Annotated in this window: 21 protein-coding genes; 8 read left to right on the forward strand and 13 right to left on the reverse strand. The window is 61.4% G+C overall.

All coding sequences use genetic code 11. The features are described 5' to 3' along the window. Positions 1-75 precede the first annotated feature (75 nt). A complete protein-coding gene (locus tag VJ464_01065) occupies positions 76-1,035 on the reverse strand; it encodes a D-alanyl-D-alanine carboxypeptidase family protein (GenBank protein ID HKQ03691.1) in 960 nt (319 codons plus the stop codon). A 267-nt stretch (positions 1,036-1,302) separates the two neighbouring features. Between VJ464_01065 and VJ464_01070 the strand changes: the two genes are divergently transcribed. Further along, complete coding sequence (locus VJ464_01070; GenBank protein ID HKQ03692.1) at positions 1,303-2,985, forward strand: HAMP domain-containing sensor histidine kinase; 1,683 nt, start codon at positions 1,303-1,305, stop codon at positions 2,983-2,985. Positions 2,986-3,008: 23 nt separating this feature from the next. Then, positions 3,009-3,689, forward strand: coding sequence for a response regulator transcription factor (locus VJ464_01075; GenBank protein ID HKQ03693.1), 681 nt, complete (start codon positions 3,009-3,011; stop codon positions 3,687-3,689). Positions 3,690-4,096: 407 nt separating this feature from the next. Here the strand turns inward: VJ464_01075 and mscL are convergent, their stop codons facing one another. Together mscL and VJ464_01085 are read right to left on the reverse strand one after the other, a co-directional pair. Beyond that, entirely contained in the window at positions 4,097-4,549 is a 453-nt protein-coding gene (gene mscL / locus VJ464_01080; protein ID HKQ03694.1) for a large conductance mechanosensitive channel protein MscL, read from the reverse strand. Between the two features lie 240 nt (positions 4,550-4,789). Continuing rightward, a complete protein-coding gene (locus VJ464_01085; GenBank protein ID HKQ03695.1) occupies positions 4,790-6,367 on the reverse strand; it encodes a response regulator in 1,578 nt (525 codons plus the stop codon). A 542-nt stretch (positions 6,368-6,909) separates the two neighbouring features. Between VJ464_01085 and trpD the strand changes: the two genes are divergently transcribed. Further along, complete coding sequence (gene trpD, locus VJ464_01090; protein ID HKQ03696.1) at positions 6,910-7,959, forward strand: anthranilate phosphoribosyltransferase; 1,050 nt, start codon at positions 6,910-6,912, stop codon at positions 7,957-7,959. A 124-nt stretch (positions 7,960-8,083) separates the two neighbouring features. Here the strand turns inward: trpD and VJ464_01095 are convergent, their stop codons facing one another. Beyond that, positions 8,084-9,964, reverse strand: coding sequence for a winged helix-turn-helix domain-containing protein (locus VJ464_01095; protein ID HKQ03697.1), 1,881 nt, complete (start codon positions 9,962-9,964; stop codon positions 8,084-8,086). A gap of 170 nt (positions 9,965-10,134) precedes the next feature. Here VJ464_01095 and VJ464_01100 point away from each other — a divergent pair, with 170 nt between their 5' ends. After that, a complete protein-coding gene (locus VJ464_01100) occupies positions 10,135-10,737 on the forward strand; it encodes a hypothetical protein (protein ID HKQ03698.1) in 603 nt (200 codons plus the stop codon). A 93-nt stretch (positions 10,738-10,830) separates the two neighbouring features. Here VJ464_01100 and VJ464_01105 read toward each other — a convergent pair whose 3' ends face one another. After that, positions 10,831-11,604: a CpsB/CapC family capsule biosynthesis tyrosine phosphatase gene (locus tag VJ464_01105; protein HKQ03699.1), complete on the reverse strand. Its 774-nt coding sequence runs from the start codon at positions 11,602-11,604 to the stop codon at positions 10,831-10,833. 240 nt (positions 11,605-11,844) lie between these two features. On the opposite strand from VJ464_01105, the gene VJ464_01110 reads away from it, so the two are divergent. The 3 genes from VJ464_01110 to VJ464_01120 all read left to right on the forward strand — a co-directional run bounded on the left by VJ464_01110 (position 11,845) and on the right by VJ464_01120 (position 17,097). Then, positions 11,845-13,695 carry a SpoIVB peptidase S55 domain-containing protein gene (locus VJ464_01110; GenBank protein HKQ03700.1) on the forward strand — a complete coding sequence of 617 codons (1,851 nt, stop codon included), beginning with the start codon at positions 11,845-11,847 and terminating at the stop codon, positions 13,693-13,695. A gap of 141 nt (positions 13,696-13,836) precedes the next feature. Beyond that, positions 13,837-16,053 (forward strand): hypothetical protein, encoded by a 2,217-nt coding sequence (locus VJ464_01115; GenBank protein ID HKQ03701.1) that lies wholly within the window; start codon positions 13,837-13,839, stop codon positions 16,051-16,053. A 285-nt stretch (positions 16,054-16,338) separates the two neighbouring features. After that, the gene (locus tag VJ464_01120) at positions 16,339-17,097 is read left to right on the forward strand and encodes a L,D-transpeptidase family protein (protein HKQ03702.1); all 759 of its coding nucleotides are present in this window, start codon (positions 16,339-16,341) and stop codon (positions 17,095-17,097) included. Positions 17,098-17,270: 173 nt separating this feature from the next. On the opposite strand, the gene VJ464_01125 is transcribed toward VJ464_01120, so the two are convergent. Both VJ464_01125 and VJ464_01130 read right to left on the reverse strand, forming a co-directional pair. Beyond that, complete coding sequence (locus VJ464_01125) at positions 17,271-18,044, reverse strand: TIGR00730 family Rossman fold protein (GenBank protein ID HKQ03703.1); 774 nt, start codon at positions 18,042-18,044, stop codon at positions 17,271-17,273. A gap of 50 nt (positions 18,045-18,094) precedes the next feature. Further along, on the reverse strand, positions 18,095-19,258 hold the full coding sequence (locus VJ464_01130; GenBank protein ID HKQ03704.1) for a class I SAM-dependent rRNA methyltransferase: 1,164 nt from the start codon (positions 19,256-19,258) through the stop codon (positions 18,095-18,097). A 30-nt stretch (positions 19,259-19,288) separates the two neighbouring features. On the opposite strand from VJ464_01130, the gene VJ464_01135 reads away from it, so the two are divergent. Next, positions 19,289-19,975 carry a 2-amino-4-hydroxy-6-hydroxymethyldihydropteridine diphosphokinase gene (locus tag VJ464_01135; protein ID HKQ03705.1) on the forward strand — a complete coding sequence of 229 codons (687 nt, stop codon included), beginning with the start codon at positions 19,289-19,291 and terminating at the stop codon, positions 19,973-19,975. On the opposite strand, the gene VJ464_01140 is transcribed toward VJ464_01135, so the two are convergent. The 6 genes from VJ464_01140 to VJ464_01165 form a co-directional block, all read right to left on the reverse strand. Beyond that, complete coding sequence (locus VJ464_01140; GenBank protein HKQ03706.1) at positions 19,972-20,433, reverse strand: MFS transporter; 462 nt, start codon at positions 20,431-20,433, stop codon at positions 19,972-19,974. The genes VJ464_01135 and VJ464_01140 overlap by 4 nt on opposite strands. 131 nt (positions 20,434-20,564) lie before the next feature. Next, on the reverse strand, positions 20,565-22,448 hold the full coding sequence (locus VJ464_01145; protein ID HKQ03707.1) for an ABC transporter ATP-binding protein: 1,884 nt from the start codon (positions 22,446-22,448) through the stop codon (positions 20,565-20,567). A gap of 80 nt (positions 22,449-22,528) precedes the next feature. Next, positions 22,529-24,295 (reverse strand): ABC transporter ATP-binding protein, encoded by a 1,767-nt coding sequence (locus VJ464_01150; protein ID HKQ03708.1) that lies wholly within the window; start codon positions 24,293-24,295, stop codon positions 22,529-22,531. Positions 24,296-24,428: 133 nt separating this feature from the next. Next, positions 24,429-24,878, reverse strand: a complete 450-nt coding sequence (locus VJ464_01155) for a PaaI family thioesterase (protein HKQ03709.1) — start codon at positions 24,876-24,878, stop codon at positions 24,429-24,431. Further along, the gene (locus tag VJ464_01160) at positions 24,875-25,345 is read right to left on the reverse strand and encodes an MGMT family protein (protein HKQ03710.1); all 471 of its coding nucleotides are present in this window, start codon (positions 25,343-25,345) and stop codon (positions 24,875-24,877) included. The genes VJ464_01155 and VJ464_01160 overlap by 4 nt, the downstream gene beginning before the upstream one ends. Positions 25,346-25,384: 39 nt before the next feature. After that, positions 25,385-25,840, reverse strand: a complete 456-nt coding sequence (locus VJ464_01165; GenBank protein HKQ03711.1) for a DinB family protein — start codon at positions 25,838-25,840, stop codon at positions 25,385-25,387. Between the last annotated feature and the right edge of the window lie 357 nt (positions 25,841-26,197).

Below are 26,197 nucleotides of genomic sequence, written 5' to 3' on the forward strand. Positions count from 1 at the left end.
GTAAAAAGGCAAAAGGTAAAAGTCGAAGGAACGCGTGATTCGCTCCGCCGCTCTTACCTTTTGCCTTTTTACTTTTTACTTTCCAACGTACTCCCAATGCCACGGCTCGTAGAAGTAGGGGCGGAAGCCGAAGCGTCCGGCATTCTTCACCAGCCAGCGATAGGCTTTGGTCTGCGTCTGAATGGCGCGGTTGTCGTCTTTGGTGCTGACCGGCTCGCCGCCGACATACAGATCAAGCGCGCGCCCGGTAAAGTGCGGGCTGTTGACCGCAAGCCCGGCGCGTCCGCTGTTGGGCGACTGCGCCCGCAACTGCGCTTGATATTCAGGCGTGCGCAGCGCCGAGACGACTTTGAAATATTTCTCGCTGTCGGCGAGCTGACCGTCGCCGGTCACCTGCAAGCCGAGCGAAGGGTCCGAGGCCGCCGCCGCAATCATCTGCTTGTACGCGGCGTAGGTGCGGCGCTCGGCCTGGCGCAAGGCTTCGGGCCGCGACGGGTCGTAGCACTCCGTCGTCGGGATCGTCACCACTTCTTCTGCCGTCGGGCGGCTGTGATCTTTCAGGCGATTCGCCTGCCAGTTGGAGACCATCTGCGACCAGGTGTTGTTATCAAGGATGCCGTTTGCCGACGCGCCGTGCTGCTGCTGCCAGCGCGATAACTGCGCCGCGAAATCACCGCTCGTCTGCGCGCTGTCGGCGCCGATCAGGCCGCCGACCAGCGGCGCGTAGAGCCGCCAGCCGCGCTGCGATTTGCCGCCGAAGGCCCACGTCAGGCTGTCCTGCAAATCGGCATTGCGCGAAGCCGCCGAGGCAAACAGCCCCGCCGCCGCCGAAGCGGTTTCTGCCGCCGGCTTTGCCGCCGCCGATAAGCGCTCGACGCCAACCGCCGAGGCCGGCGCGCTGCTTTCATTGTTTGCCGCTTGCGCTGTCTGGATGCGCGCCGATTGCCCGACCGCTTTCCACTGGAAGCCAAAAATCGCGGCCACGGTGGCCAGTACAATCGCTACCCCGATCACCAACCCCTTGCTTGATTTCATCCGTTGAATCCCCCTGAAGAAAGCTACTGATATAATCTTACAGGAGTCGGCATGGCGGGTTCAATACTCTTGTCCGGACGCAATAAAAACGAAACATTTCACGCTTTTGCGCGCCGCCGGTCAAATCTTGTGAAACTTGTCAAAACGATGTAAAAAGCAAGTGGCGCGCGCTCTGCGCCGGCCCTGGCTGCTGTATATTAAACCACGCGGAAGGGAACCGTTGAGATGGAGAGGCTGAAGACGTTCCTAAAAAAACGCGCTCTCTTAATGGGCACACTCGCGGTGGCCGTTCCGCTCGTCTTCATCGTTTATTGGCAATACCGCTCGCTGAGGTCGCTGGAAAAGACGCTGCCCATCTACCGCAAAGAGGTCATGCGCGATTACCTGCGCTCGGTCGTCAAAGAGGTTCACACCTTCTATTACGACAACGCCGTTGACGCCTTGAGCGTGCCGGCGGAAGCCATCACCAATCGCGCCGGCGGCGCGATTCAAGCCAAAGACGACGCCGCGCTGATCGCCGCTTTGCAGCCCGTCGCCGCGCACTTCTCACAAAAGAACATTCCCGGCGCGGGGCGCTTCTTCGTCGTCGTTGACACGACGCGCAACGGCGTCAATCAAGGGGCGGTGCTGTTCTACGACCCGGCGACGCGCCGCATGCAACCGGAGCCTGCGGCGGCAGAGCTACAGGCCATCAACGTCGCCTGCGCCGCTTACCTGATCTACATTCGCGGCGGCACACAGGTCATCTCCATGCCGATGGGCAGTGATCGCAATCCGTGGTATCCGCTGGTCGTCAAGCCTGTGGTGGATGCCGATGAAAGGATCATCGCCGTCAGCGGCATGGTGATCGATCAAAAATACTTCCTCGAAGAAGTGCTGCCGGCCGCCATTGAGCGACCGCTGCGCGAGACCTTCCCGACCGACTACCAGGACGTCATGGTCGCGATCAACGACGAGCAGGGCGATCCGATCTACGGCGCAGAGCGCATTGCGTCGGAAGACGAAGAAGCTTATATGCGCTTCTCTTTCATCTTCACGCGCTGGTTCCTGGCGACGCGCATGCGCGGCATGACCGAGGCGCAGTGGGCGCGGCGCAACTTCGTGATGAACCTGTCGCTCGGCGTGGCCATGACGCTGTTTCTGATCGGCGGCATCGCCCTGACCTTGCGCACGGCGGCGCGCGCCATGCGGCTGTCGCAGATGAAGTCGGATTTTGTCAGCAACGTCTCGCACGAGCTGCGCACGCCGCTGGCTTCGATCCGCGTCTTCGGCGAGTTCCTGAAACTGGGGCGCGTCAAAGACACCGCCAAGATGCGCGAGTATGGCGAGTACATCGAAACCGAGAGCCGGCGGCTGACGCAGTTGATCAACAACATTCTCGACTTCTCGCGCATCGAGTCAGGACAGAAGAGCTATCACTTCTATCCGACTGCGCTCGGCGAGCTGGTTGCCGATACGCTGAAAGTCTTCGAGGTGCGCTTGAAGCAGGACGAGTTCACGATTCACTTCGAGGCGGCGGCCAACCTGCCGCGCGTCGCCCTTGACGCCGACGCCATGACGCAGGCGCTCGTCAACCTGCTCGACAACGCGGTGAAGTATTCCGACGTGGCGCGCGACATTTATCTCAAGCTCGACCGTCAAGACGAGTGGGTGACACTCGCCGTCAGCGACAGTGGCGTCGGCATCCCCGAAGAAGATCAAGAGAAGGTCTTCGAGCGCTTCCACCGCGTCAGCACGGGGTTGGTGCATGACGTGAAGGGGAGCGGTCTGGGATTGGCCATCGTCAAGCACATCGTCGAGGCGCACGGCGGCAAGGTGACGCTCGACAGCCGCCCCGGTCGCGGCAGCACCTTTACCATCTACCTGCCGGCGCTGGCCGACGCCGGCATCGAACGCGACGCCAGCGCGCCGGGAGTGGCAACCGGCGGCCAATCACTGGCGCGCAGTTGAATGAGGAGAAGATTCCCGTGGCAATGGCAAAAGTCTTAGTGGTCGAAGACGACAACGCGATGGCGGTGGCGCTCAACGATGGCTTCCAATACGAAGGCCACGAGGTGACGCTGGCCAGAGACGGCGCGCAAGGCTTGGCGCTGGCCGCCGACGGTCAGTTCGACATCATGATCCTGGACGTGATGCTGCCGAAGTTGAGCGGCCTGGATGTCTGCCGCCAGTTGCGCAGCAAGGGCAATCGGATTCCTATCATCATGCTGACGGCGCGCGGTCAGGAGATCGATAAGGTGCTCGGATTGAAGATCGGCGCCGACGATTACGTCACCAAGCCGTTCAGCTTCATGGAACTGGCGGCGCGCGTCGAAGCGGTGCTGCGCCGCGCCGCCAGCAATAAAGAGTTGATTGACGTGCTGCGCTTCGGCGACGTTGTCGTGGACTTCAAGAAGAACATCGCGACGAAAAGCCAGGCGCCGCTTGAGCTGTCGCCGCGTGAGTTCCGCATCCTGAAATACTTTGCCGAGCATCCCGGCGAGGTCGTCACCCGCGATCAACTGCTCGATCACGTCTGGGGCTACGACAGCTTCCCGCTGACGCGCACCGTGGATACGCACATCGCCAAGCTGCGGCAGAAGATCGAAGTGAACCCCGGCGACCCACATCACATCGTCACCGTGCATCGCGCCGGCTATAAGTTCGTCGGCTGAAATTAACCGCTAAGATGCCAAGATAGGGACAGGGCGGTTCGGGTTCTCTGATAAGGACAGGGCGGTTCGGGTTCTCTCGCGTCATTGGTGGCTTGTTCCGATAAGCCGCCCGTTTGGCATTCGCTGCCACAGCCAGCCTTCGAGCCTTTGCCGCCGGTCGAAGAGGTCGAGCAGAGCAGCAACAACAGCAACAGTGAAGTGGGTTGGAGCGGCCCGGCTGCGTTGGCCGAGCGTAAGCGGAATGGCAGCCAGCGGGAGGGTACAGTGCATCCTTAGAATCCCTCCCACTGGTAGTCGAGAAACTCTTTGAACTTGCTCTGTGTTTCAGCAAGGATTCTACGGCGCAGGGATGTAAATGTGTTGACGCCGGTGTAAAAAGCTGTAAAAGCTGTCAGCGGATTGCAAAATCACGCTGATGGCAAGGCGGCCAGCTCCGAGGTGCAAAACGGGCAGCGCTTCGCCGCAAGCGGAATCTCGGTCGCGCACATCGGGCAAGGCTTCTTGGTCGCCGGCGGCTCCTCTTTGACGCCGCGAATGCGATTAACGGCGCGGATGAGCATGAAGATCACAAAGGCGATGATCAGAAAATTGATGATGTCGTTAATGAACTGGCCATAGGCGAAGACCGGAATGCCTTTCGCCTTGGCGTCGGCCAGCGACGCCGGCTCGCCTTTGGCGTGGTCGAGCACGACGAACATGCCGGCGAAATCGACCTTGCCTAGCAGCACGCCGATGGGCGGCATGATGATGCCTTCGACCAGCGAGGTGACGATCTTGCCGAAGGCCGCGCCGATGATGACGCCGATGGCCAGGTCAATGACGTTGCCGCGCGCGATGAACCGCTTGAATTCTTGCCACATCCTTCACGCTCCTTTGCGGAAAACGCCAGGAAAACTTGCCGTGGCTTTCCCTGATTGTTGATTTGCGAGCCGCTATCTTATGCGCGCGGCGCGCGGGCGGTCAAGGGAAGGAAAAAGGCAAAAGGCAAAAGGCAAAAATGGTGGACCTGGATTAATAGTTAGCCTCAAGCTATCTATTGACTCCTCTGCCGACCTTTTGCCTTTTGCCTTTTTCCTTTTTCCTTCCCGCCTGTGGCGGGCTTATCCGGCCATCGCCTGCGGCGTGCCGCCCAGGTGGCGCTCAATGCATTTAAGCAGGTTGGCGACCTCGAAGGGTTTGGTTAACAGCTCATCGGCGCCATAGCGGTCGCGCGCCTCGAAGCGGTAGTTCAGTTTCGTATAGACAGCGGTGAGCATGATGACTTTCGGTGCGGGCTTCATCTCTTTCAGCGCCTTGCAGACCAGAAAGCCGTGCATCTTCGGCATCAGGCCGTCGGTGATGACGAGATCGGGCTTGATCTCGGCGGCTTTCTCGACTGCCGCTTTGCCGTCTTCGACAAGGATGACGTCGTAGCCGGCGGAGGTAAGAATCTTGCCGAGCACGCGGCGCAGCGGCGGGTCATCGTCAGCGACCAGGATGCGGCCACGGGGCGGCGGCGCCGGCGCTTTTTGCGCCACCGCCAGGGCTTCGACTTCAGGCCGCATCACGGCGCGCTCCGTCAGTTCATTATTATCGATCAAGCGCAGGCAGAGGCGCTCCAGCCCGTCATCCTTGAGAAAGCGGTTGCAGACGACGGCATAGCTTTCCATGCCGCGCTCAGGGTAGCTGACGCGGACGAACTCGAACTCGGGAGGCGCGCCCTTCACGGCGATGCGCAGCCCGCCTTCGCTAACGTCTTCGGTGCGCCCGGCCTCTTGCCGCAGACATTGCAGGTCTTCGGTGAAATACTCGACCCAGATCATCTGACCGCCGGGCTTGCGCGGCGAGCGGCGGCGCTCGACACCGGTCCAGGGTTTAGTCTGAAAAGTCGCCCAGGGCTTATCGAGGTAGCCGACTGGCGGGTGCTCGCCGACGAATTCCAGAGCGGTAACGCGCATGCCGTCTTTGACCGGGTGAACGCGCCGCACCAGCGCATAGACGCGGTAATTCGGCTCCTTCAGGTCATGGCTGCGCAGCTGCTCCGGCAGCGGCAAAGTGACGTAAAGAATAGTGCCGTGGCGGACACGGTGACGCAGGCGCAAGGTAACCCCTGTGCAACTGGCGTCTACGGTTTCGACATCTTCGGTCCACTTGCCTGCCTTGCGGTGATAGCCGATGACGGTCGCGGTCACCGAAAGCGGGAAGCGCTGGCTGCGGCGGCGGTTCTCATCGGCGGCGGCAGTCGGATCGGCTTCGGCGCTCACATCTGCGAGCATCAAGCGCGCGGCTTCCGCTGCGCTACTGGTGTCCGACGGATTGGCCTTCTGCGGCTTGGCGGCAGGCAGCGCCGCCGCGTCAGTGGCCGGCGACCCGGGCGCTCTGACAATGACGAAGCGGTCGTATTCGACGCGCTTGTTGGGATTCGACAGCACCGAATAGGCATGCGCCAGGCGGCTGGTGGCCAGCTCGACGCGAGCGAGTGCTTCACCGGCGGCTTCGCCTCTGGCTTCCAGGGCGTTGCGCCACGGCTGCAATACGGCGGCGGCGCGTTGATAAGCGGCGATAATCTGCGCGTCGGAAGCCGAGCGCTCAAGACTCAAGGCTTCGTAATGCGAGGTCGAGCGTTCGACCTGCTGCAACAGATGTTCGAGCCCCGTCGATTCCGGGCTCGTGTGTTCGCCAGTGGATTGCTTCATCATTGCCTCACCTTCTGTTCGAAGCAGAAATGCTGGCTGGCTCATTCGGCTGACTTGCGCTTGAAGGCGATTTCGCGCCTGGTCAAGTCGAGCCGGTGATTGCTCCATGCGTTTGCGAAAAGACCTTTTGGATGGGGGCATCACTCAGTCTGTAATAAGATGCCAGGGACTTTACAGGTCTCCGGGGAAAGCATAAGTGCAAGCGCGGTGCCAGCGCCCCGGCAGCGCCCGCCGCCGGCAGGCTGCTTATTTGGTAGGTAGTTAGCTATTTACCGCCGTGATTCGGTCAACCCACTCCTTCAGTATGAATGAATACGTTGACGGCTTTCGGGCAAGATAACAGCAGGGGCTAGGGACTAGGGAACAGGAGGCAGTAAGCAGGAGGCAGGAGGCAGGAAGCAGTCCCAGAGCATACGCAACTGTTTTAAAGATCAGCAACCAGCAGCAACTAAGAACCGCTGCCTCCTGCTTCCTGCTTACTGCCTCCTGCCTCCTGTTCCCTGGCCCCTAGTCCCTAGCCCCTTTCCTGTGCTAGTTTTCTGCCGATGACGATTACCGAAGCCATCAAGCAGACGGTCGAAGGCCGCAGCCTGAGCAGTGAGCAGGCCGAAGCGGTGCTGGAACAGATCATGAGCGGCCAGTGTAGCGATGCGCAGATCGCCGCGCTGCTGACGGCACTGCGCATGAAAGGCGAGACCGTCGACGAGATTATCGGCTTTGCGCGCGTCATGCGCCGCCGCGCCGCGCCCGTCCGTCCGCAGAGCCTCGTCGGCTCGGAGATCGCCGGCACCGAGCGCGAAGCCTTGATTGATACTTGCGGCACGGGTGGCGATGTCAGCGGCAGCTTCAATGTCTCGACGGCGACCGCGCTGGTCGTCGCCGGCTGCGGCGTCCGCGTCGCCAAGCATGGCAACCGCTCGGTGTCGAGCCAGTGCGGCAGCGCTGATGTCGTCGAAGCGCTCGGCGTCCGCATCGAGCTTGCGCCACCGTTGATCGCCGCTTGCATTGACGAAGTCGGCATCGGCTTCCTGCACGCGCCGCTGCTGCACGAGGCGATGAAGCATGTCGGCCCGGCGCGCCGGCAGATGGGCATCCGCACGATCTTTAATATGCTGGGGCCGCTGACGAACCCTGCGGGCGCCGACACGCAGGTGATCGGCGTCTATGCCGCGCCGCTGACCGAGATGCTCGCCGCCGCCTTGCGGGCGCTGGGCAGCCGGCGCGCGCTGGTCGTTCACGGCAGCGACGGGCTGGATGAGATTAGCATCAGCGCTGAGAGTAAGGTGACCGAGCTAGCCGAGGGTGAGCTGCGCACCTACACGGTCATGCCCGAAGATTTCGGGCTGCGGCGGGCATCGCTTGAAGCAATCCGCGGCGGCGATGCGCGGCAAAACAGCGCCATCATCCTGGAAGTCTTGCGCGGCGAGCCCGGCCCGCGCCGCGACATTGTCTTGCTGAACGCGGCGGCGGCGCTGGTCGCAAGTCGCCGCGCCAGCGACTTCACGGAAGGCGTGCGCTTGGCCGCCGAAGCGATTGACAGCGGCAAGGCGATGATGAAGCTTGAACGGCTGATCGAATTCACCAACGCCCGGTGAAGACAGCCCACGCGCCGCTTAAATACAGGCTGCCCGCCGCGCCGTAGACCGGCGATAGGCCGGTTTCCTCAAATCAATCGAGTGGCTCCAACGTGCCATGCATCCGGCTCGCGGCGATTCCCGGTCAAGACGACAGGCCGACGCGGCGAACCAGATCATCAAAGCGCGGGTCGCCGTGCAGGCTGTCTAAGCGGTAATCGGCTTGCAGCCACCCTATCCATTCAGATTGATCGTCGTACGCCTTGTTCAACCAGGCGAACGCCTGATCCTTGTCACCCAACGTCGCATAGATGATGGCGCGGTCGTAAGGCGAGACGTATTGCCTTTGCGCTAGCCGGTCCATCTCGGCGAGCACACGCCGCGCCTCGTCCGGCTTGCCGACGAGCACATAATCGCGGCCCAGCGTCCCGAGTTGCTGCGGGTTGATGACCAGTTGCCGCAGCTTCTCGGCTTCACTGATCGCCGCGGCGTAGTCCCCTTCGGCGTCATAGGCTTCAGCCAGCAGCCCGCGCGCGAACGCATCGTTCGGGTCGAGCGCCACGGTCTTCCGCGCCTCTGTGAGCGCCCCATCAGGCTGCCGCGCCAGGGCATAACTGGCCGTGATGAAACTGCCGATGACCGGCGACAACGGGTCGAGGCGCTGAGCCTGATGCAAAATGGCCAGCCCTTTCGTCAAATCCTTCGCCATGAAATATTCGCCATACCAGAGCATCGCCGCCACCGAATTCGGGTTGAGCTGCAAGGCCCGCTGCAACTCGCTTTCGGCGTCAGGCTCCGACCGATGCAGCTTGACGTGACCGAGCGCGGCATGAGCTTCGGCCAGCGTGTCGTCTAGCGCGAGGGCTTTTTGCGCGGCGGCGCGCGCTTTGCCGAGCGCCTCGCGCGGCGGCAGCAGCCAGTCTGAAGCCGCCGTGTAGGCGTCGGCCAGCCCTGCGTAGGCGAGCGCATAAGTCGGGTCGAGGCGGATGGCATTGTTCAGATGCACAATTGCATTCTTGAACCCGTCGGGCGTGTATTGCAGGGTGTGGAAGCGGCCCTTGAGATATTCCTGATAGGCCGCGGCGTTGCCTGTGTAATTCTTCATCAGCCGCTGCCGCTCGTCGCCCGTCAACTGCAAGGCCAGCGCTTCGGTCACCTGATTGGAGATCGCGTCCTGAAGGGCGAAGAGGTCGGCGCATTTCTCGTCACACTGCATGGCCATCAGCGCCTGGCCGTCGCTGACGCGCAGCAAGCGCACGGTGACGCGCATGCGGTCACCCTGCCTTTGAATGCTGCCGTCTAGCACCAAATCGACCTTCAACAACTGCCCAGCTTCGACGGCGTCCTGCCCACTAAAGGCCAGCACCGAACTGGTCGGGCGGACGACCAACTGGCTGAGGTTGCTCAATCGCGTGATCATCACATCGGCAATGCCGACGCCGATGTAATCTTCGCCCGGCTTCGGGGTCAACGATCTGAACGGCAAGACGGCAAGCGATTTGATCGTCGGGAGCGCGGGCGTCGGCTCAACCGGCTGTGGCCGCGGCTTCAACCAGTAAATTACGCCGCCGACCAGCGCCACGACGCCCATCGCCAACGCGCCGAAGCGGATCAGGCGGCGCGGCTTGGTTCGAGGAATCCGGGTCAACTCGTCTTTCGCCGGCGTCACCGCTTCGGCATCAGCCTCGGTGGCCAACGGCATAGCTGCCGGGGATTGCACTTCGGCGACGAAGCGGTAGCCGCGCCCCGGAATCGTAACGATGTAGCGGTTATCGTTGGGGCGTTCGCCGAGGGCTTTGCGCAGCGCCGTCATGTGTACGGTCAGGTTGTTCTCTTCGACCACCGTGTCCGGCCACAGCAGAGTCATCAGCCGCTCTTTGTCCAGGGCTTCGCCGTGATGCTCCAACAAGACCTTTAACAGATCACAGGCTTTTGCCTTGAGCCGGATGGGCTCGCCATCGCGCGTCAGCGTCTGCTTCCTCGCATCAAAACAAAAAGGCCCAAACTCGTAGCAATCTTTGGTCATAGCCTTCGGTTAGCAACGATTAGCAACGATTAGTCGCGCGGTTAAGGACATTCGGCGCGCTTGCTTCTTACAATCTGCCGCGAGTCAGAGAGGCACGGATCGGAAGCCTCAATCTACCATCTGATGTCGGATTAAACCAGCGGCGTGCGCGCCGCAAATGAGGAGAGAAAATGAACCGCAAAACTATTATCGCAATGTTGCTCATTGCCGGTCTGGCGCTGGCCATCGGCTCACAGGCACAGACTCCCGTCGGCAAGGGCGCGAAGAAACAGATTGATCTCACCGGCACCTGGCTGGTGAACATCAACTTCAACCTCGGAGATGCCGCCGCCAATCCGGCGGCAAGCAAATTTCTGCGAATGGCCAGAACACACACGCCGTCCAGCCAGGCGGAAGCCGTTGCCGTTCCCCTCGATGCGCCGCCGACACAAGCGCCGTTCAACACCCTCTTTACCTTCCACTCGGAAGGCACGTTCGCCGAAAACTCGCAGATTGACTTTGTTGCGCCGCCCGGCACGCCCGGACGCGGTCTCTGGGAGAAGCTCGGCGATGGCGAGTTTTCGGTGACCGGCTACGGCGTCCTGATCGATGGCTTTGATACAGCGGGCTTCGCCGGCACCTATCGAGAACGGGCGCGGCTGAAGGTCAATAGCTCGGCTAACCAATTCACCGGCACGGCGTTCGTCGAAATCTTCGATGCCGCCGGCAATTTCGTCTTCTCTTTCGATGGCACCTACGAGGGCCGACGGGCGACGCTCTTGCCTGCGCCGTAGTTTTAACTGCCGACAAGGCCGTGCGGCAAAAACGCGAAGGCACCGAAGTCTGCTTTTTGATTTCGGTGCCTTCGCCTTGAATCTTCCCATTGATCACCCGCCGAAGACCTGCCACCACTTTTTCTTCTTCGGCAAGACGGGCACGGGGCGCACGGGGATGGGGCGGCCTTCGACGACCGCCAGCGGGTTGTCCGCAGCGTAAGCCTCGCCGTAGCCTTCGCCGATCAGGTCGCCGACCAGCCTGACCGCTTCGCTCATGCCGGGCAGGCGATTGCGCGTGTTGTGGCAGTCGCTGGCGATGAAATGAATCAAGCCGTGCTCTACCATCACGCGCGCCGCCTGCTGAACGCGCTTGCCGAACTGGCCGGTGATCGAGCCGGTGTCCAACTGGCCGAGCACCCCCAGTTCGACTAATTCATAAAACCGCTCAGGCTCGGTCATCAGCATCAGGTTGCGCTCAGGGTGAGCGATGATCGGGCGTATCTGGTGGCTCAAGAGATCGAACAGGGCATGCTCAGAGCCGAGCGGCACAACCTGGTGCGGGAACTCGATCAGCGCGTATGGCCCGTCGTTGATCGTCGGCGCGCTTTTGGCGTTGCAGAGGTGATTAACCACGTCATGCGTGAAGCGCAGCTCGCACCCCAAAACGATGCGCGGGCGGCCTTCGAGCTGCCCATTCAGCTCGTCCACTTTTTCGCGCAGCAAGGCCGGCGCGTGCGTCGTGTGAACATGGTCGTGCGCGTGCGGCGTGGCGACCATGACCGTTACGCCGTCGTCCGCCGAGCGGCGGCACATCTCCAGCGACTCGTCGAGGCTGTGCGCGCCGTCGTCGGTCTGCGGCAGGATATGACTGTGAATATCAACCATCGGCATCATCGCGGCGGCTTGAAACGTCGGTTTGATACTACGCCAGAAGACGGCGGGCGACAAAGGCAATTGCGATTGTTGTGATTGTGATACGGCATGAAGGAAGTCTTGACACTGTAAAATTGCGCCAGCTATCATCGATTTGCGCTATCCTGACTGCAACCCGTGGCATCAATCGGCGTTCTATCAAGTGTAGAGGACGCATTCTAAAGGTGATCTGTTGGGCAAGTGGTAACTTCTATGAGACGTATCTTCGCCGCGCTATGCTTTATCGCCATCCTCACCATGGTGGCGCTGGCTTCTGACCCCGACGCCAAACTCATGCCAGTCAGCGACGTGAAGCCGGGCATGAAAGGCTATGGCATGTCCGTCTTTCAGGGCACCAAGCCCGAACGCTTCGAGGTCGAGATTCTCGGCACCCTCGAAGGTTTTCAAAACCCGCGGCAGAGCATCATCATCGCGCGGTTGAGCGGGCCGCTGGTCGAGCGCACCAGCGTCTTCGCCGGCATGAGCGGCAGCCCCGTCTACATTGACGGCAAGCTGGTCGGCGCGGTCGCTTACGCCTTCCCGTTCGAGAAAGAGCCCATCGCCGGCATCCAGCCCATCGGCAACATGATTCAGGTCATCGAAGAAGGCCGCAAAGAGGAGCCGCGTTCGTCGTCAAGCCCGCTCAGCTTCAACACGCTGGTGAGCGCGGCGGCGCGCTTGAATATGCCCGGCGGCATGAGCGAATTATCCGGCGCGCAGGTCGGCCCGCGCGCCGCAAGCAGCAGCCCGCAGCTTGCGCCTTTCGTCGGCCACACCATCGTTCCCATTGCGACGCCTGTGACCTTTTCGGGCTTTTCGCAGGCGGCGCTCGACGCCTTTGGCGAAGACCTCAAGCGGCTCGGCATCCAGCCCATCGCGGGCGTCGGCGGCTCGTCGAGCATCACGCCGATGATGCCGGCTAACGCCGACACGCTCGCGCCCGGTACTTCGGTCAGCGTCCAACTGGTGCGCGGCGATTTCACGATTGACGCGTCGGGCACGGTGACCTATCGCGACGGCGAGAAGATTTACGCCTTCGGGCACCCGTGGCTCAGCTCGGGCCGCACCTCATGGCCGATGGCCGAATCTTCGGTCGTCACGGTGGTGCCGAACCTCAACAACTCGTTCAAGCTGGCGGCGGGCGGCAACCTGGTCGGCTCGATCAATCAAGACCGCTCTACGGGCGTCTTCGGTCAGTTGGGCGACGCGCCGCGCATGATTCCTGTGAAGCTCACCGTGCACACGAGCCGCAACAAGACCGAGACGTATAATTTCGAGATGGTCTCCGACTCGCTGCTGACGCCGGTGCTGGCGCGCATCGCGTTCTATTCGGCCATCAACGCGACCGAGCGGCAGATCGGCAACCAGACGATCCTGCTCAAGGGGCGCATCGCGCTCAAAGGCCAGCCCGACATTCTCATCGACAACAGCTTCTCGTCGGCCAACGGCACGGCGCTGTTTGCGGTCAACGACATCGCGCGCCCGCTGGCGATGCTCTACAACAGCGGCTTTGACGCGCTCGACGTGAGCGGCATCGAAGCCGAAGTGACTTCGACCGACAACCGCTCGAACGGCGCGCTCACCCGTCTGTGGATCGATAAGAACGAAGTGCAGCGCGGCGAGAGCGTCGAGATTCAATTGTTCGCGCGCCACGACAACGGCAGCGAATTCGTCGAGCGCATCCCGCTCCAGATTCCCGCCGACGCGCCGGTCGGGCCGCTGGTGATTATGGTCGGCGATGGCGCTTCGATGAACCAGACCGAAGCGCGCCAGCCGGCGGGCGATTTCACGCCGAAAGATCTGAGCCAGCTGGTGCGCTCGATGAACAAGATGAAGCGCAACAACCGGCTCTACGTGAAAATACTGCGCGCCGGCTCTGGCGCCATCGTCAACAACGAAGAGATGCCGACGCTGCCGCCTTCGATGCTGGCCACGCTCGGGTCGCAGCGCACCTCTGGGGGCTACACGCCGCTATCGGTAGCGACGCTCGCCGAGCAAGAGCTGCCGGCGGCGCGCTTCTTGATTAGCGGCCAGCAGACCATCGTCGTCAACGTTGTCCGTTGAGCGTGATTCAATTTGTCTTTACGCGCGCAGGATTCGCAATAAGCTCAGCACTGCCAAAAGGCCCGCGCCGGTTGCGGGCTTTTTGCTTGAGGCGGGCATTGGCGTCAGCCTGAGATTCTGGATGTGAAAGGATTCTTTGTAATGGATATTCCCCCTGTTCTACGAAAGCTACTGCCCGCCACGCTTGCCCTGCTCGTGATGGGCGGGCTGGCGCTCGCCAGCGGGCCGGTCTTCTGGGAAACCTCCAAGCAAGACGACGTGCTCAAGGGCGACGCGCGCGGCGTGTCGATCTCGGAACACGGCGCGGTGACCCTGGCGCCCGCCTACTCGCTGGTCTACGACACCAAAGAGGCGTACATCTGGTCGAGCACGACCGACGCCGCCGGCAACATCTATCTCGGCACCGGCCACGACGGCAAGATTTTCAAAGTGACCGCCGCGGGCGTCGGCCAGATGATTTACGACGCGCCCGAGCTCGACGTGACGGCGCTTGCGACCGACGCGCAGCAGAACCTTTACGCCGCCACCTCGCCCGAGGGCAAGATTTATAAGATCACGCCGGCGGGCCAGCAGTCGGTCTTCTATGATCCGCCCGACAAGTACATCTGGTCGCTCGCCTATGACGCGAGCAGCGCGACGCTCTACGCCGGCACAGGCGACAAGGGCATCATCTACAAGATCGATCAAACGGGCAAAGCCGCGGTGCTGGCCGATACGACGGAAACAAATATTGTGGCGCTCGCCCTGGACAAACAGGGCAACCTGATTGCCGGCACAGACCCCGGCGGACTGGTGTTGCGCGTATCGCCCGCCGGCAAAGTCTTCGCCCTGTTCGATTCGCCGACGCAAGAGATTCACAAGCTGACGGTTGCCGATGACGGCTCGATCTACGCGCTCGGCATCAACCAGTCAAGCGCTACCGCGACCAAGGCCGCCAGCATCGGCACCTCGTCAACGACGGCGGTTTCGAGTGAAGGCGTCATCACGATCTCGGCCAGTGACGACGGCGACGCGCCGGTGGTCTTGCAAGCGACCGATGTGTCTTCGGCGCTCGCCACGTCATCCAAGAGCAAAGCCGATGGCTCGCGCAGCGCCGTCTTTCGCATCCTCGCCGATGGCGGCAGCGAAGTGCTCTGGCGCTCGAATGACACGGTCGGCTTCGGCCTGCGCCCGCTCGCCGACGGGCGCGTGCTGGTCGGCACCGGCAGCAAAGGGCGCATTTATCAGGTCGCTCACGACCGCTCGTACACCTTGCTGATTCAATCGCCCGAAGATCAAACCTCGACCATCTTCGCGCTCGGCGATCAGTTGTACGCCACGTCGAGCAACCTCGGACGCCTCTACCGGATCGGGCGCGAAACGGTCAGCGAAGGGATGTACACGTCGCCTGTGCGCGATACCAAGTTCGCCGGTCAGTGGGGCGTCGTCACCTGGCGCGGCGCCGGCAACATTGAGTTGCAGACCCGCAGCGGCAACACCGAAAGGCCGGACGCGACCTGGAGCGAGTGGTCCGCGCCGTATCGCGTTTCGACCGGCGACCCGATCAATAGCCCGCGCGCCCGCTTCATCCAGTGGCGAGCGGTGCTGCGCAGCAACACGGCCAGTGGCAGCGCATCGGCGAAATTACAATCGGTCGTCATCGCCTATTTGCCGCGCAATCAGGCGCCCGACATCACTTCGGCGACCGTGCTGCCGCAGGGCATTGCGCTGGCCGAGCAGCCGCTGGCGATTGATCCGGCGATTACCACATCGGGGCTCGACCCACAGCTTTTCGGCCTGGCATCGTCGGTGCCGCCGCGCCGCTACTTTCAGAAGGGCGCGCGCACGCTGACCTGGCAGGCGACAGACCCGAACGACGACACGCTGAGTTACAAGGTGATGTACCGCACCATCGGCGATAACGAATGGCACCTGCTCGCCGACAGCCAGCCGCAAACCTATTACACGATTGACGGCAACCGCTTGCCCGATGGCACCTACCTCTTCAAAGTGATCGCCACGGACGCGCCCGGTAACCCCGCGGAAGCGGCGCTCAGCAGCGAAGAGACGACCGACCCCATCGAGATAGACAACACGCCGCCGATGATTAAAGTCACAGGCCCTGTGGTGAGCAATCAGATGGCCGAAGTCACCTTTGACACCAGCGACGCGACCAGCCGCATCGTGCGCGCCGAGTACAGCGTTGACGGCGGCCAGTGGCAACTCATTTATCCGGCGGACGGGGTGGCCGATTCGGCGCAGGAAACCTATAAAGTGCGCGTCACCTTTGATAAACCGGGTGAGCATCTGATCGCCTTCCGCTGTGCCGACTCGTCGTCCAACGTCGGCACCAGCAAGGTCACCGCCACCGTTCGTTGAACGGTGGCAAAGGCAAAAGGCAAAAGGCAAAAGGCAAAAGGTCGGCAGGGGATTAAATAGATAGGATTGGACATTTCGCCAGTCGCCCCTTCCTGCCTATAATCCGGCTCCGCCACTTTTGCCTTTTGCCTTTTGCCTTTTGCCTTGCGGACGGTTTTCGTCCGCCGGCTGAACGGCACCAAGACAACCCGCCACCGTATTCCGCATCTCATAGGCCGACAAAATGCTGGCGTTCAAGTTGCTAGACTGAGAGAGGGCAGCTTCTGCCAGCGACTAAGGAGGCGTATGAGATTACTTGCTTTGAAACACACCGCGCGATTCATCACCGTCGCGCTGATGCTGGGCGTCATCGCGGCAGCCGCCAATGCCCAGGCCAACCACACCAAATCAACCGCCAGCAGCAAGGCGATCAAGGCCGCGGGCCTTGCCAAGCCTGAGATTCTCGAAGCCGAGCAGTTGCTCGCCGACCTCGGTTACTGGACGGGGCCGGTTGACGGCACGTTCGACACCGCATCGCGTTACGCGCTGGTCGCTTTTCAGAAGGTCGAAGGTCGCGAGCGCACCGGGCGCTTGACCGCCGCCGAGCTTGAGGCGCTGCGCAACGCCAGCCGCCCGACGCCGATGGAAGCCGGCTACGCGCACGTCGAAGCTGACCTTGATCGGCAGGTCTTGTTCGTCATTGATGGCAGCGGCACGGTGTCGCGGGTGCTGCCGATCTCGTCGGGTAATGGTGAAGAGTTTACCTCGGAAGGCTGGACGCGGCGCGCGGTGACGCCGACGGGCCGCTTCAAGGTTTATCGCAAGGTCGAAGGCTGGCGCAAAGCGCCGCTCGGCTCAATCTATTATCCAAACTACTTTTTGAGCGGCGTGGCGATTCACGGCAGCGCCTCGGTGCCTGCCAAGGCCGCCAGTCACGGCTGCATTCGCATCCCGGTTTATGCGGCGAAGGAGTTCAGTGAGCTGACGCCGACCGGCACCGTGGTCATCGTTCACGGCGGCGAGGCGCTGGCGCAAACCAAGCATAGCGCGACGAAAGTTCAGTGAGCGGGAGATATTCAAGGCGTAGCGAACAGACAAAAAAATAGCCGGTCACGGAAGGCGCGAAGTCTTTGCAAGGCTTCGCGCCTTCCGTCATGTAGCGCAATCTGTTAGATTGCGCACTGTCTCGCGCAATCTAACAGATTGCGCTACATCCAGATAAAAACCGCTCCCATCTTTCAATTGCTTGGCATGCTGGCGCGCGGCAGCTCGCCTAAGAGGCGCGAGGGTTTTGAAGCGGGGCGCAGGCCGAACTTTTTGATGGCGTGCTCCTGAATGTGCGTCATCGCTTCATCAATCGAATCGGTCACCTTGACGAGGTTCAAATCTTCGGCGCTGATCGTCGCCGCATCAACCATGCGCTTCAACAAATCGAGCAGCGGTTGCCAGTACTCGACGCCCATCAGCACGACGGGAAACTCTAATATCTTGCGCGTCTGGATCAAGGTCAGCGCCTCGAACATCTCGTCCATCGTGCCGACGCCGCCCGGCATGACGACGAAGGCATAGGAATACTTGAGCAGCATGACTTTGCGGACGAAGAAGTAGCGGAAGCTGACGACGTAATCGAGATAAGGGTTGGCCGCTTGCTCTCTGGGCAAGATAATGTTGCAGCCGACGGAGATGCCGCCGGCTTCTTTGGCGCCGCGATTCGCCGCCTCCATAATCCCCGGCCCGCCGCCAGTCATGACGGTGAAACCGATGTCAGTCAACTTACTGCCGACTTCACGCGCCATCGTGTAGAACGGGTGATCCTCTTTGAATCGCGCCGAGCCGAAGACGGTCACGCACGGGCCGACGAAATGCAGCGTGCGAAAGCCGCGAATGAATTCCCAGGTGATGCGCAGCAACGTCCACAATTCCCACTTGCGCGGCTGCGGGCCTTCAAGAAAAACACGCTCATTGTGGTGTGACGCCGGCGCGGCGGGAATGACGGGCGCATCTTTGGTCATAGTCTAATGCTACAACAAAACTCTGCCGCCATCAGTGGCGCGGCGGCGCGTCACAGGACGCACAGGATGAGACATTTGAGGTAATAAGTTTCCGGCATCGCGACCAGCACCGGATGGTCACGCGATTGCCCGCGCTTTTCGATGATCTGCACGGTGCGGCCCGCGTCCGCCGCGGCGTCGGCCAAGACGTTCAGGAAAGCGTCTTCGCTCAGGTGAAACGAGCAGGTCGAAGTGATCAGCGTGCCGCCTCGATTGAGCAGCTTCATCGCCCGCAGGTTGATCTCTTTGTAACCGCGCATCGCCGCGTCAACTGCGCCGCGATTCTTGGCAAAAGCCGGCGGGTCGAGATTGATCACGTCGAAGCGCTCGCCGCCCGTTTCGCGCTCGCGCAGGTAATCAAACACATTCGCCTCGACGCATTCGACATTCGCCGCGTCGTTGAGCGTCGCGTTGCGCCGCGCTTGCTCAATCGCCGCGCCGGAAATATCAACCGCCGTCACGCGCTCGGCGCCGCGCGCCAGGTGCAAGGCAAAGCCGCCTTGAAAGGTGAAGCAATCGAGCGCCTGCCCGCGCGCATAGCTTTCGGCGGCGATGCGGTTTTCGCGCTGGTCGAGAAAGGCGCCGGTCTTCTGGCCTTCGAGCAGGTTGACGGTAAAACGCACGCCGCTTTCTTCAATCGTCAGCTCGCCGGGGTCTGCGCCGTACAGCACACCGGCAGTGCGCGGCAAGCCTTCAAGGTCACGCACCTTTGCTTCGTTGCGTTCAATGATGGCGCGCGGGCTGTAGCGCTCGGTCAGTAACTCTAGCCACATCGGCTTGAGCGCGTCCATGCCTTGCGACAGCGTCTGCACGACGAAGCAATCGTTGAAGCGGTCAACGACGAGCGACGGCAGCAGGTCGCTCTCGCCATAGACGAGCCGGTAAGCGGTCGCGTCGCGCACCACTTGTTGGCGCAGGGCTTCAGCCGCTTCAAGCCGCGCCTGCCAGAAGGCGCGGTCGGTCTCGACGTCGTCGAAGGCGACCATGCGCAGGGCGATCAGCGAGCGCGAGCTGTAGAGCGCGCGGCCCAGCACGCGCCCGCGCGTATCGGTGACCCGCACCACTTCACCGCCCTGCGCTTTGGTGGCGTCGCTTACGTCGCTGCGATAAATCCACAGGTGGCGGGCGCGCACTCGCTCCGCTCCGCGTTTGCTGATTGTGACCGTTGTTGCCATAGCAATAGAAGAACTATGATAACTGTCGCAATGACTTCACGCGAAGCCCACCGCAGTGACTTGCCGGCGAATGATCAAAGCACCGTGCGCGCCGCAACGATTTATCTGGCGCTCGGCACAAACCTCGGCGACCGCGAAGCGAACCTCGGCGAAGCCCTTGAGCGCATCGCGGCGCTTGGCCTGACGATTACGCGGCGCTCGTCAATCTACGAGACCGAGCCGGTTGGTTATGCTGAGCAGGGCTGGTTCTTGAATCAGGTGATCGAGGCGCGCATGCCACGCGGGCTGGCGTTTGCGTTGAACAGCCAGGAGGCCGGCCGCCTCGCCAGGCTGTTTGGCAGCGACGTGAAACTGGCTCTGGCAGCCCAATGCGCCTTGCTGCTCGGCGAGTTGCTCAAGATCGAAAGCGACATGGGCCGCCGCCGTCTGGTTGCCGACGGCCCGCGGCTCATTGATATAGATATGCTGTTGTGCGATCACCTCGCCGGCGTGTTCTGCGCGACACGTCCTGACGCGGCGGGTTCGCTATGGCAGGAGTACGGGCTTCCTGAGTTGATCTTGCCGCACCCGTGCATGCACCTGCGCCGCTTCGTGCTCGCACCGCTCGCCGAGATCGCGCCCGATGTGATCCATCCTACATTGCTGCGAAGTTGCGCCGACCTGCTCGCGGCGCTCGATGATCCGGCTATGGTTCGGCTTTATCAAGGCACCGCTTAAGCCGCCAATGCGGGCCGCTGCTCTGGGACTAGCTCTTTCGTCGGATCAACCTTTAGCCACAGCGCCGCGCCAATCAGCAGGATGACCGCCATTGGAATTAATGGCAGATCATAACTGCCTGAGGCCGTCACAAAATAGCCGAACAACACCGACGACAGGAAAGAACCGACCTGCACGATGGTGTTCATCGAGCCGGTGACCGCTCCCGCGTGGCGGGGGGCAACGTCGAGGCAGACAACCGCGAGGACCGGCTGGATGCGGTCGCCCATGTAGCCTGAGGGGATCTCGAACGCGCCGTAGGCGATCACAAAGACGCCAACGACCCACCCCCAGGCTTCGGGAGTGAGGTGCAGGTCTTCTTGAATGCGCGGGCCGGCGACGGCAATGCAGATGCGATCCAGGTAGGTGATGATCGCCAGGAGAAACAACAGCGCCAGTACACGGTAACGATATTTCATAGCGGCGTCGCCTGCTTCGCCCGCCTGGTCTGCCGGCGAGGCAGGGACGCGGAAAATAACAGAGCGGCACTGATCAATCAAGCGCCGGCGGATTCGGGCATGGGATTGTCGGAGCCAAAATCAAAATTGTCTCAGTCGTCGGCGACCGATTCGCTCAGCATGCGCTTGGCGTCTTGATAGAACTGCAACTGGTAGAGCCGCCAGTAGAGGCCGCGCTCGGCGAGCAAGTCTTGATGCCGCCCGACCTCGCGAATCTCGCCTTTGTGCATGACGATGATCTTGTCGACCGATTGAATGGTTGACAGCCGGTGGGCGATGACCAGCGACGTGCGCCCTTCCATCAAGCGCTCGACGGCGTCGCGGATGAGGATTTCGGTTTCGGTGTCAATCGAGCTGGTGGCTTCGTCCAAAATCAAGACACGCGGGTCGAAGGCCAGGGCGCGGGCAAAACTGATGAGTTGCTTCTGCCCGACCGATAACCCGGCGCCGCGCTCGCGCAGCTCCGTGTGATAGCCTTCCGGCAGCCGCTCGATAAAATCCGCCGCGTGGACTTCGCGCGCCGCGTGGCGCAACTGCTCGTCGCTGACGTTCGGGTTGCCGAGGCGAATGTTCGAGGCGATGTCGCCGGAAAATAAGAACACGTCCTGCAACACGATGCTGAAGTTGGCGCGCAGCTCTTTCAGATCCATGTCGCGGATGTCTACATCATCAAGCAGAATCGTGCCGCGCTGGATGTCATAAAAGCGCAAGAGCAGGTTGGTGATCGTCGTCTTCCCTGCCCCCGTGTGACCGACGAAGGCGACGCGCTCGCCCGGCTCGGCGACAAACGACACGTCTTTCAGAATCCAGTCCTCGCCTTTATAAGCAAACCAGACATTGCGGAATTCGATGCGCCCGCGCGCCCGCCCTAGCTTCACCGGCTGATCGGGCGATTGGATCGTCACCGGCTCGTCGAGCAGCTTGAAGATGCGCTCGGACGAAGCCATCGCCGATTGTAAGATATTATACTTTTCGCTGATGTCCGAGATCGGCTCGTAAAAGCTGCGCGCCAGTTGGATGAAGGCGACCAGTGTGCCGATGGTGGCGACGCCGCGCACCACCTGGCCGCCGCCGTACCAGATGATCAGGGCGACGCCGAGCGCGCCGGTGATCTCGACCGCAGGGTAGAAGACGGCGTAATAAAAGATCGTATCGATGTTGGCCTGGCGGTGCGCGTTGTTGATCTCGTCGAACTGGCGCATCTCTTTCTGCTCGCGGTTGAACAACTGCACGACTGGCATGCCGGTGATGTGTTCTTGCAGGAAGGCGTTGATGCGGGCAATTCGCACGCGCACCTGGCGGAACGACAAGCGCGCCCCTAGGCGAAACCATGTCGTCAGCGCCGCCAGCAGCGGCAGGATCGAAAACGATACCAGCGCCAGTTGCCAGTTGACCTGGAACATGAAGATGATGATGTAAAAGATCATCGCCACATCGCCAAAGATCGTGATGACGCCGGCAGTGAACATCTCGTTGAGCGCGTCAACGTCCGTCGTCAGCCGCGTCATCAGCCGGCCTACGGGGTTATGATCGTAATACTGCACGGGCAGCCGTTGCATGTGCGCGAAGACCTCTTTGCGCAGGTCGTACATGATGTACTGCCCCATAGCTTGCATGATGATGGCCTGCGCGTACTGCACGGCAAAGGCGGCGAGGTTGGCCAGCAGATAGACGATGGCAATAAAGGCGATGCCTTGATACGGGCTGTCGCCGAGGCCGACGCGGTCAGCCGTGTGCTTGAGAAAAGCCGTAAAGCCGCCAATCTTCGCCGGGTCGCGATTCGGGTCCATGAAGAGATCGATGGCGGCTTTGATCAGCGGCGGCCCGGCCAGCACCAGCGGCGCGCTCAAGACCGTCAGCAGCAGCGCCGCCAGCGCCCGGCCCTTGTACGGCCACAGGTATCTCAGCAAGCGCCGCATCAGGCGCGTGTCATAGGCTTTGCCCAGTACTTCTTCTTCGTGATGCGAATCTGCCATAAGATCAGGGATCAGGGACTAGAGGCTTGGGACGGGCGACTGGAGTTTTTCTCCAGCCCCTAATCCCTAGTCCTTAGTCCCTAGCTCGCCGCCAGCTCCTCTTCAAGCAACTGCTTGGCGTACAACTCGGCATACAAACCACTGAGCGCGATCAATTCATCGTGCGTGCCGCGCTCACGGATGCGCCCGTCGTCGAGGACAACGATCAAGTCGGCGTCCTTCACGGTCGAAACGCGGTGTGAAACGATCAGGCTGGTGCGCCCGCGCATGATGCGCCGCAGGTGCGCCAGTATCTTCTCTTCCGTGTACGTATCGACCGCCGACAAGGCGTCGTCGAGAATCAGTATCTTCGGGCGGCGAATCAAGGCGCGGGCAATCGCCGTGCGCTGCTTCTGGCCGCCCGATAGCGTGATGCCGCGCTCGCCGACCAGCGTGTCAAAGCCCTTGGGAAACTCGCGGATGTCGTCGGCGATGCCGGCTTCCAGCGCCGCCTGCTCGATCTCTTCGCGAGTGGCGCGCTCGACGCCGAAAGCGATGTTTTCGGCGAGCGTTTCGCTGAACAGAAAAGTCTCCTGCGGCACATAGCCGATTGAGCCGCGCAAAACACTTAGAGGTATCTCGCGAATGGGCTGGCCATCGATCAACACCATCCCCGGCTCGGCGTCGAGCAGTCGCGTCACCAGATTCATCAGCGTTGATTTGCCGGAGCCGACCGCGCCGACAAATGCCACAGTCATCCCGGGAGCGATGCGCAGGTCAACGCCTTCGAGCGACGGGCGGGCCGCGCCGTCATAGGTGAACGTCAAATGGCGGAACTCGATTTCGCCATCGATGGTGCGAATGTCGCGCGTCGCGTCGCTGTCGGCGATCAGCGGCTCGGTCGTCAACACCTCGTTCATTCGGCCCATCGAAGCCATACCGCGCTGAAAGATATTAATCACCCACCCCAATGCAATCATCGGCCAGATCAGATAGCCGAGATAAAGCGTGAACTGCACGAACTGGCCAATGGAAATGCCCGTGCCGGGCGCGGCGTTTTCGCGAATGACCAGCCCGCCGCCGTACCACAGCACGGCGATGAAGCCGAGGCCGATGAAGAATTGCAAGATCGGGTGGAAGATGCCCGACAGCTTGATCAAGCTCAGGTTGCGGTTGACGAATTTATAGTTGACTTCGCGAAAACGCTCGACCTCGGCATCTTCCTGCGTGTAAGCGCGAATGACGCGCACACCGGCGAGCGATTCCTGGGCGCGGTTCGAGACATGGCCGAAATAATCCTGCACCTGCTCGAAGCGGTCGTGGATGCGTTGCGAAAAATAGTGCGTCGCCGTCGCCACCAGCGGCATAGACAGGAAGGCCAGCAGCGTCAGCCGCCAGCTGATCGTCGCCATTAGCGGCACCAGCAAGGCCATCGCGAAGACGGTGTTCAGCGAATACATCAAGGCCGGGCCGACGATCATGCGCACGGCGCTGAGATCGTTGGTGGCCCGCGCCATCAGGTCGCCGGTGCGGTGCGTTTGATAAAACTCGAACGGCAGGCGTTGCAGATGGTGATAGAAATCGTTGCGCAGATCGTACTCGATGTGGCGCGACATATTGATGAGCAAGCGCCGCTGTGTGAAGAGAAAGACGCCTTGCGTCACGGTGGCCAGGACGATCAGCGCGCCGTATTTCAACAGGCTGACGTTTGTCCCATGTGCGCTGAGCGCGTCGGTCGCGCGGCGCACGAAGTCCGGGGTCACGAGCTTGAAGACGTTGGTCATAAAGACACAAGCCGTGCCGAAGATGATCGTGCGCTTATAGGGCTTGAAATAGCTGACGAGCCTGCGAAACGGAGTCATAAACATTCAACCCATCTGCTTGCTGCTTCCGCCACACTGAGATTCTAGCGACTGGCGACAGACCGCGAAAGGAAGACGCAGCGACACGGCGACGCGGCGAAAGATGAAGCGTTTGTCCAGGTCTCTCGTTCTCGCCGTGTCACTGCGTCGCCGCGTCGCCCCCTTTGCTGCCGCGCTCATTCAAGCGGATGTAAGTCAGCAAGCCTTTGGCAGCCAGCCGACCTTTGTCGTCGAAGACATCACAGTCGGCAACGATGATGCGGCGACCGTCGCGCACCAGCCGCGCTTCGGCGCGGACGCGGCCTTCGCGGATGGCCGACAGGTAATTGACCTTCATCTCGACCGTCGTGAAGCGGTCTTGCGGCTCGGACGCGCCGATGATAGCAAAGGCGACTGCCGTGTCGATCAACGAAGCGATGGCGCCGCCATGCATCACGCCCTGCAACTGCTTCAGCTCGGTGCGCACCTCAAGGCTGAGGACGGCGCGGCCCGGCTCGATGCTGTCAATCTCGATGCCGAGCAGGCGCGGGAAGTGGTTCGTCTCGAACTTTTCGCGAATCATCTGTTCGCGCTCCGGTGACACATTCATCTCTTTTTTCCTGTTTTCGACCGGGGTTTGGCGGCGGTCTGGCGCGACGGGTTCAGTGACTGGCCGCCGGCTTTGCGCCGCGCCGGCGACCATTGATAAACGCTCAGGTCGCAGTGGCCGCGCCCATCGAAGACGACGCCTTCGGCTTCGAGCAAGTAGCGTTGCAGTTGCGGCTCCTGAATGATGACGCGGCCCGTCGAGATGCCGCCTTTCGAATTGATGACCCGATGCCAGGGAATATTGCGCGCGTCCCGCGGCACCGCATGCATCGCCCAGCCGACCAGCCGCGGGCTGTAGCGGTCGTCCATCAGGCGGGCGATCTGCCCATAGGTCATCACTCGCCCGCGCGGAATCTTCAGGACGATGCGATAGATCTGCTCGAACGCCTGCTCGAACTTCTCGGCGCGGGCGGGCTCGCTGTCGGCGACGCGACGAGCAGGTTTCGGCGACGCTTTTTTTCGGCTCATCGGTTACCCTCGGCGACGCGTCGTTGCCAGTTGGCAGCTTCAAGCATAAAGCGGCGGCGGCTCGATGCCGGCCAGCCGGTAATAGGTGTAGAGCTGGCCGCGATGATGAATCTCGTGCTCGGTCATGCCCCAGAGCAGGACGACGCGGTGCATCTTTCGGCCAAAGGCTTCGATGTCTTCGTTCAACTGCTCAAGCGTCAGCTTGGCGACTTCCGCCGCCAGCCGCTCGTGACTCTCTTTGTAAGCGCGGACGATCTCTTCGACGCTGGCCGACGACAGGTCCAGGTCGCCTTTCTGCATGGTGCCGGCCAGCGCCGTGTGAACGATGGCCGATTCGGCTTCGGGGATATGGCGAACCAGCTCACGCAAGGTAAACATGCCTTCACGCGGTCGCCAGTCGAGCTGGTCTACGGGGGCGGCGGCCAGCGCCCGCGCCGTCTGCTTGTGAATGCGGTTCCAATTGCTAACGAAATGCTCGGTCTCTGGACAACTCATCGCTCGCTCCTTTGTCAGGTGAATATGGGGTACGCTGGCTATTATCCGTTGCCGGCAGCCGCACCGCAACCGCAACCGTCGTCAGTGCTGACAAACTGTCAGTCGGGTGTGGCAAATTCTGTCCGCAAGCAATATGTAACATTCATCACGTTAGAAAATTTTCGACCTCAGGCCCCGGCGCTCCCACTTTGGGGCAGGCGGCGGCGGGGCCGGTGACACAATTTGTGAATGCGAAGTGCCGAATTTTGTTAGCTTTTTGCCCTCTTGAACTGACGAGAGTGAAAGTAGTTCTTTAAGCGAGAAGGGATAAGCTGACAAGTGAAAAGCCACTGTTGATTTCGCTCAAGAATCGCTTGA

Source organism: Blastocatellia bacterium (genome assembly GCA_035275065.1).
Classification (GTDB): Bacteria; Acidobacteriota; Blastocatellia; order UBA7656; family UBA7656; genus DATENM01.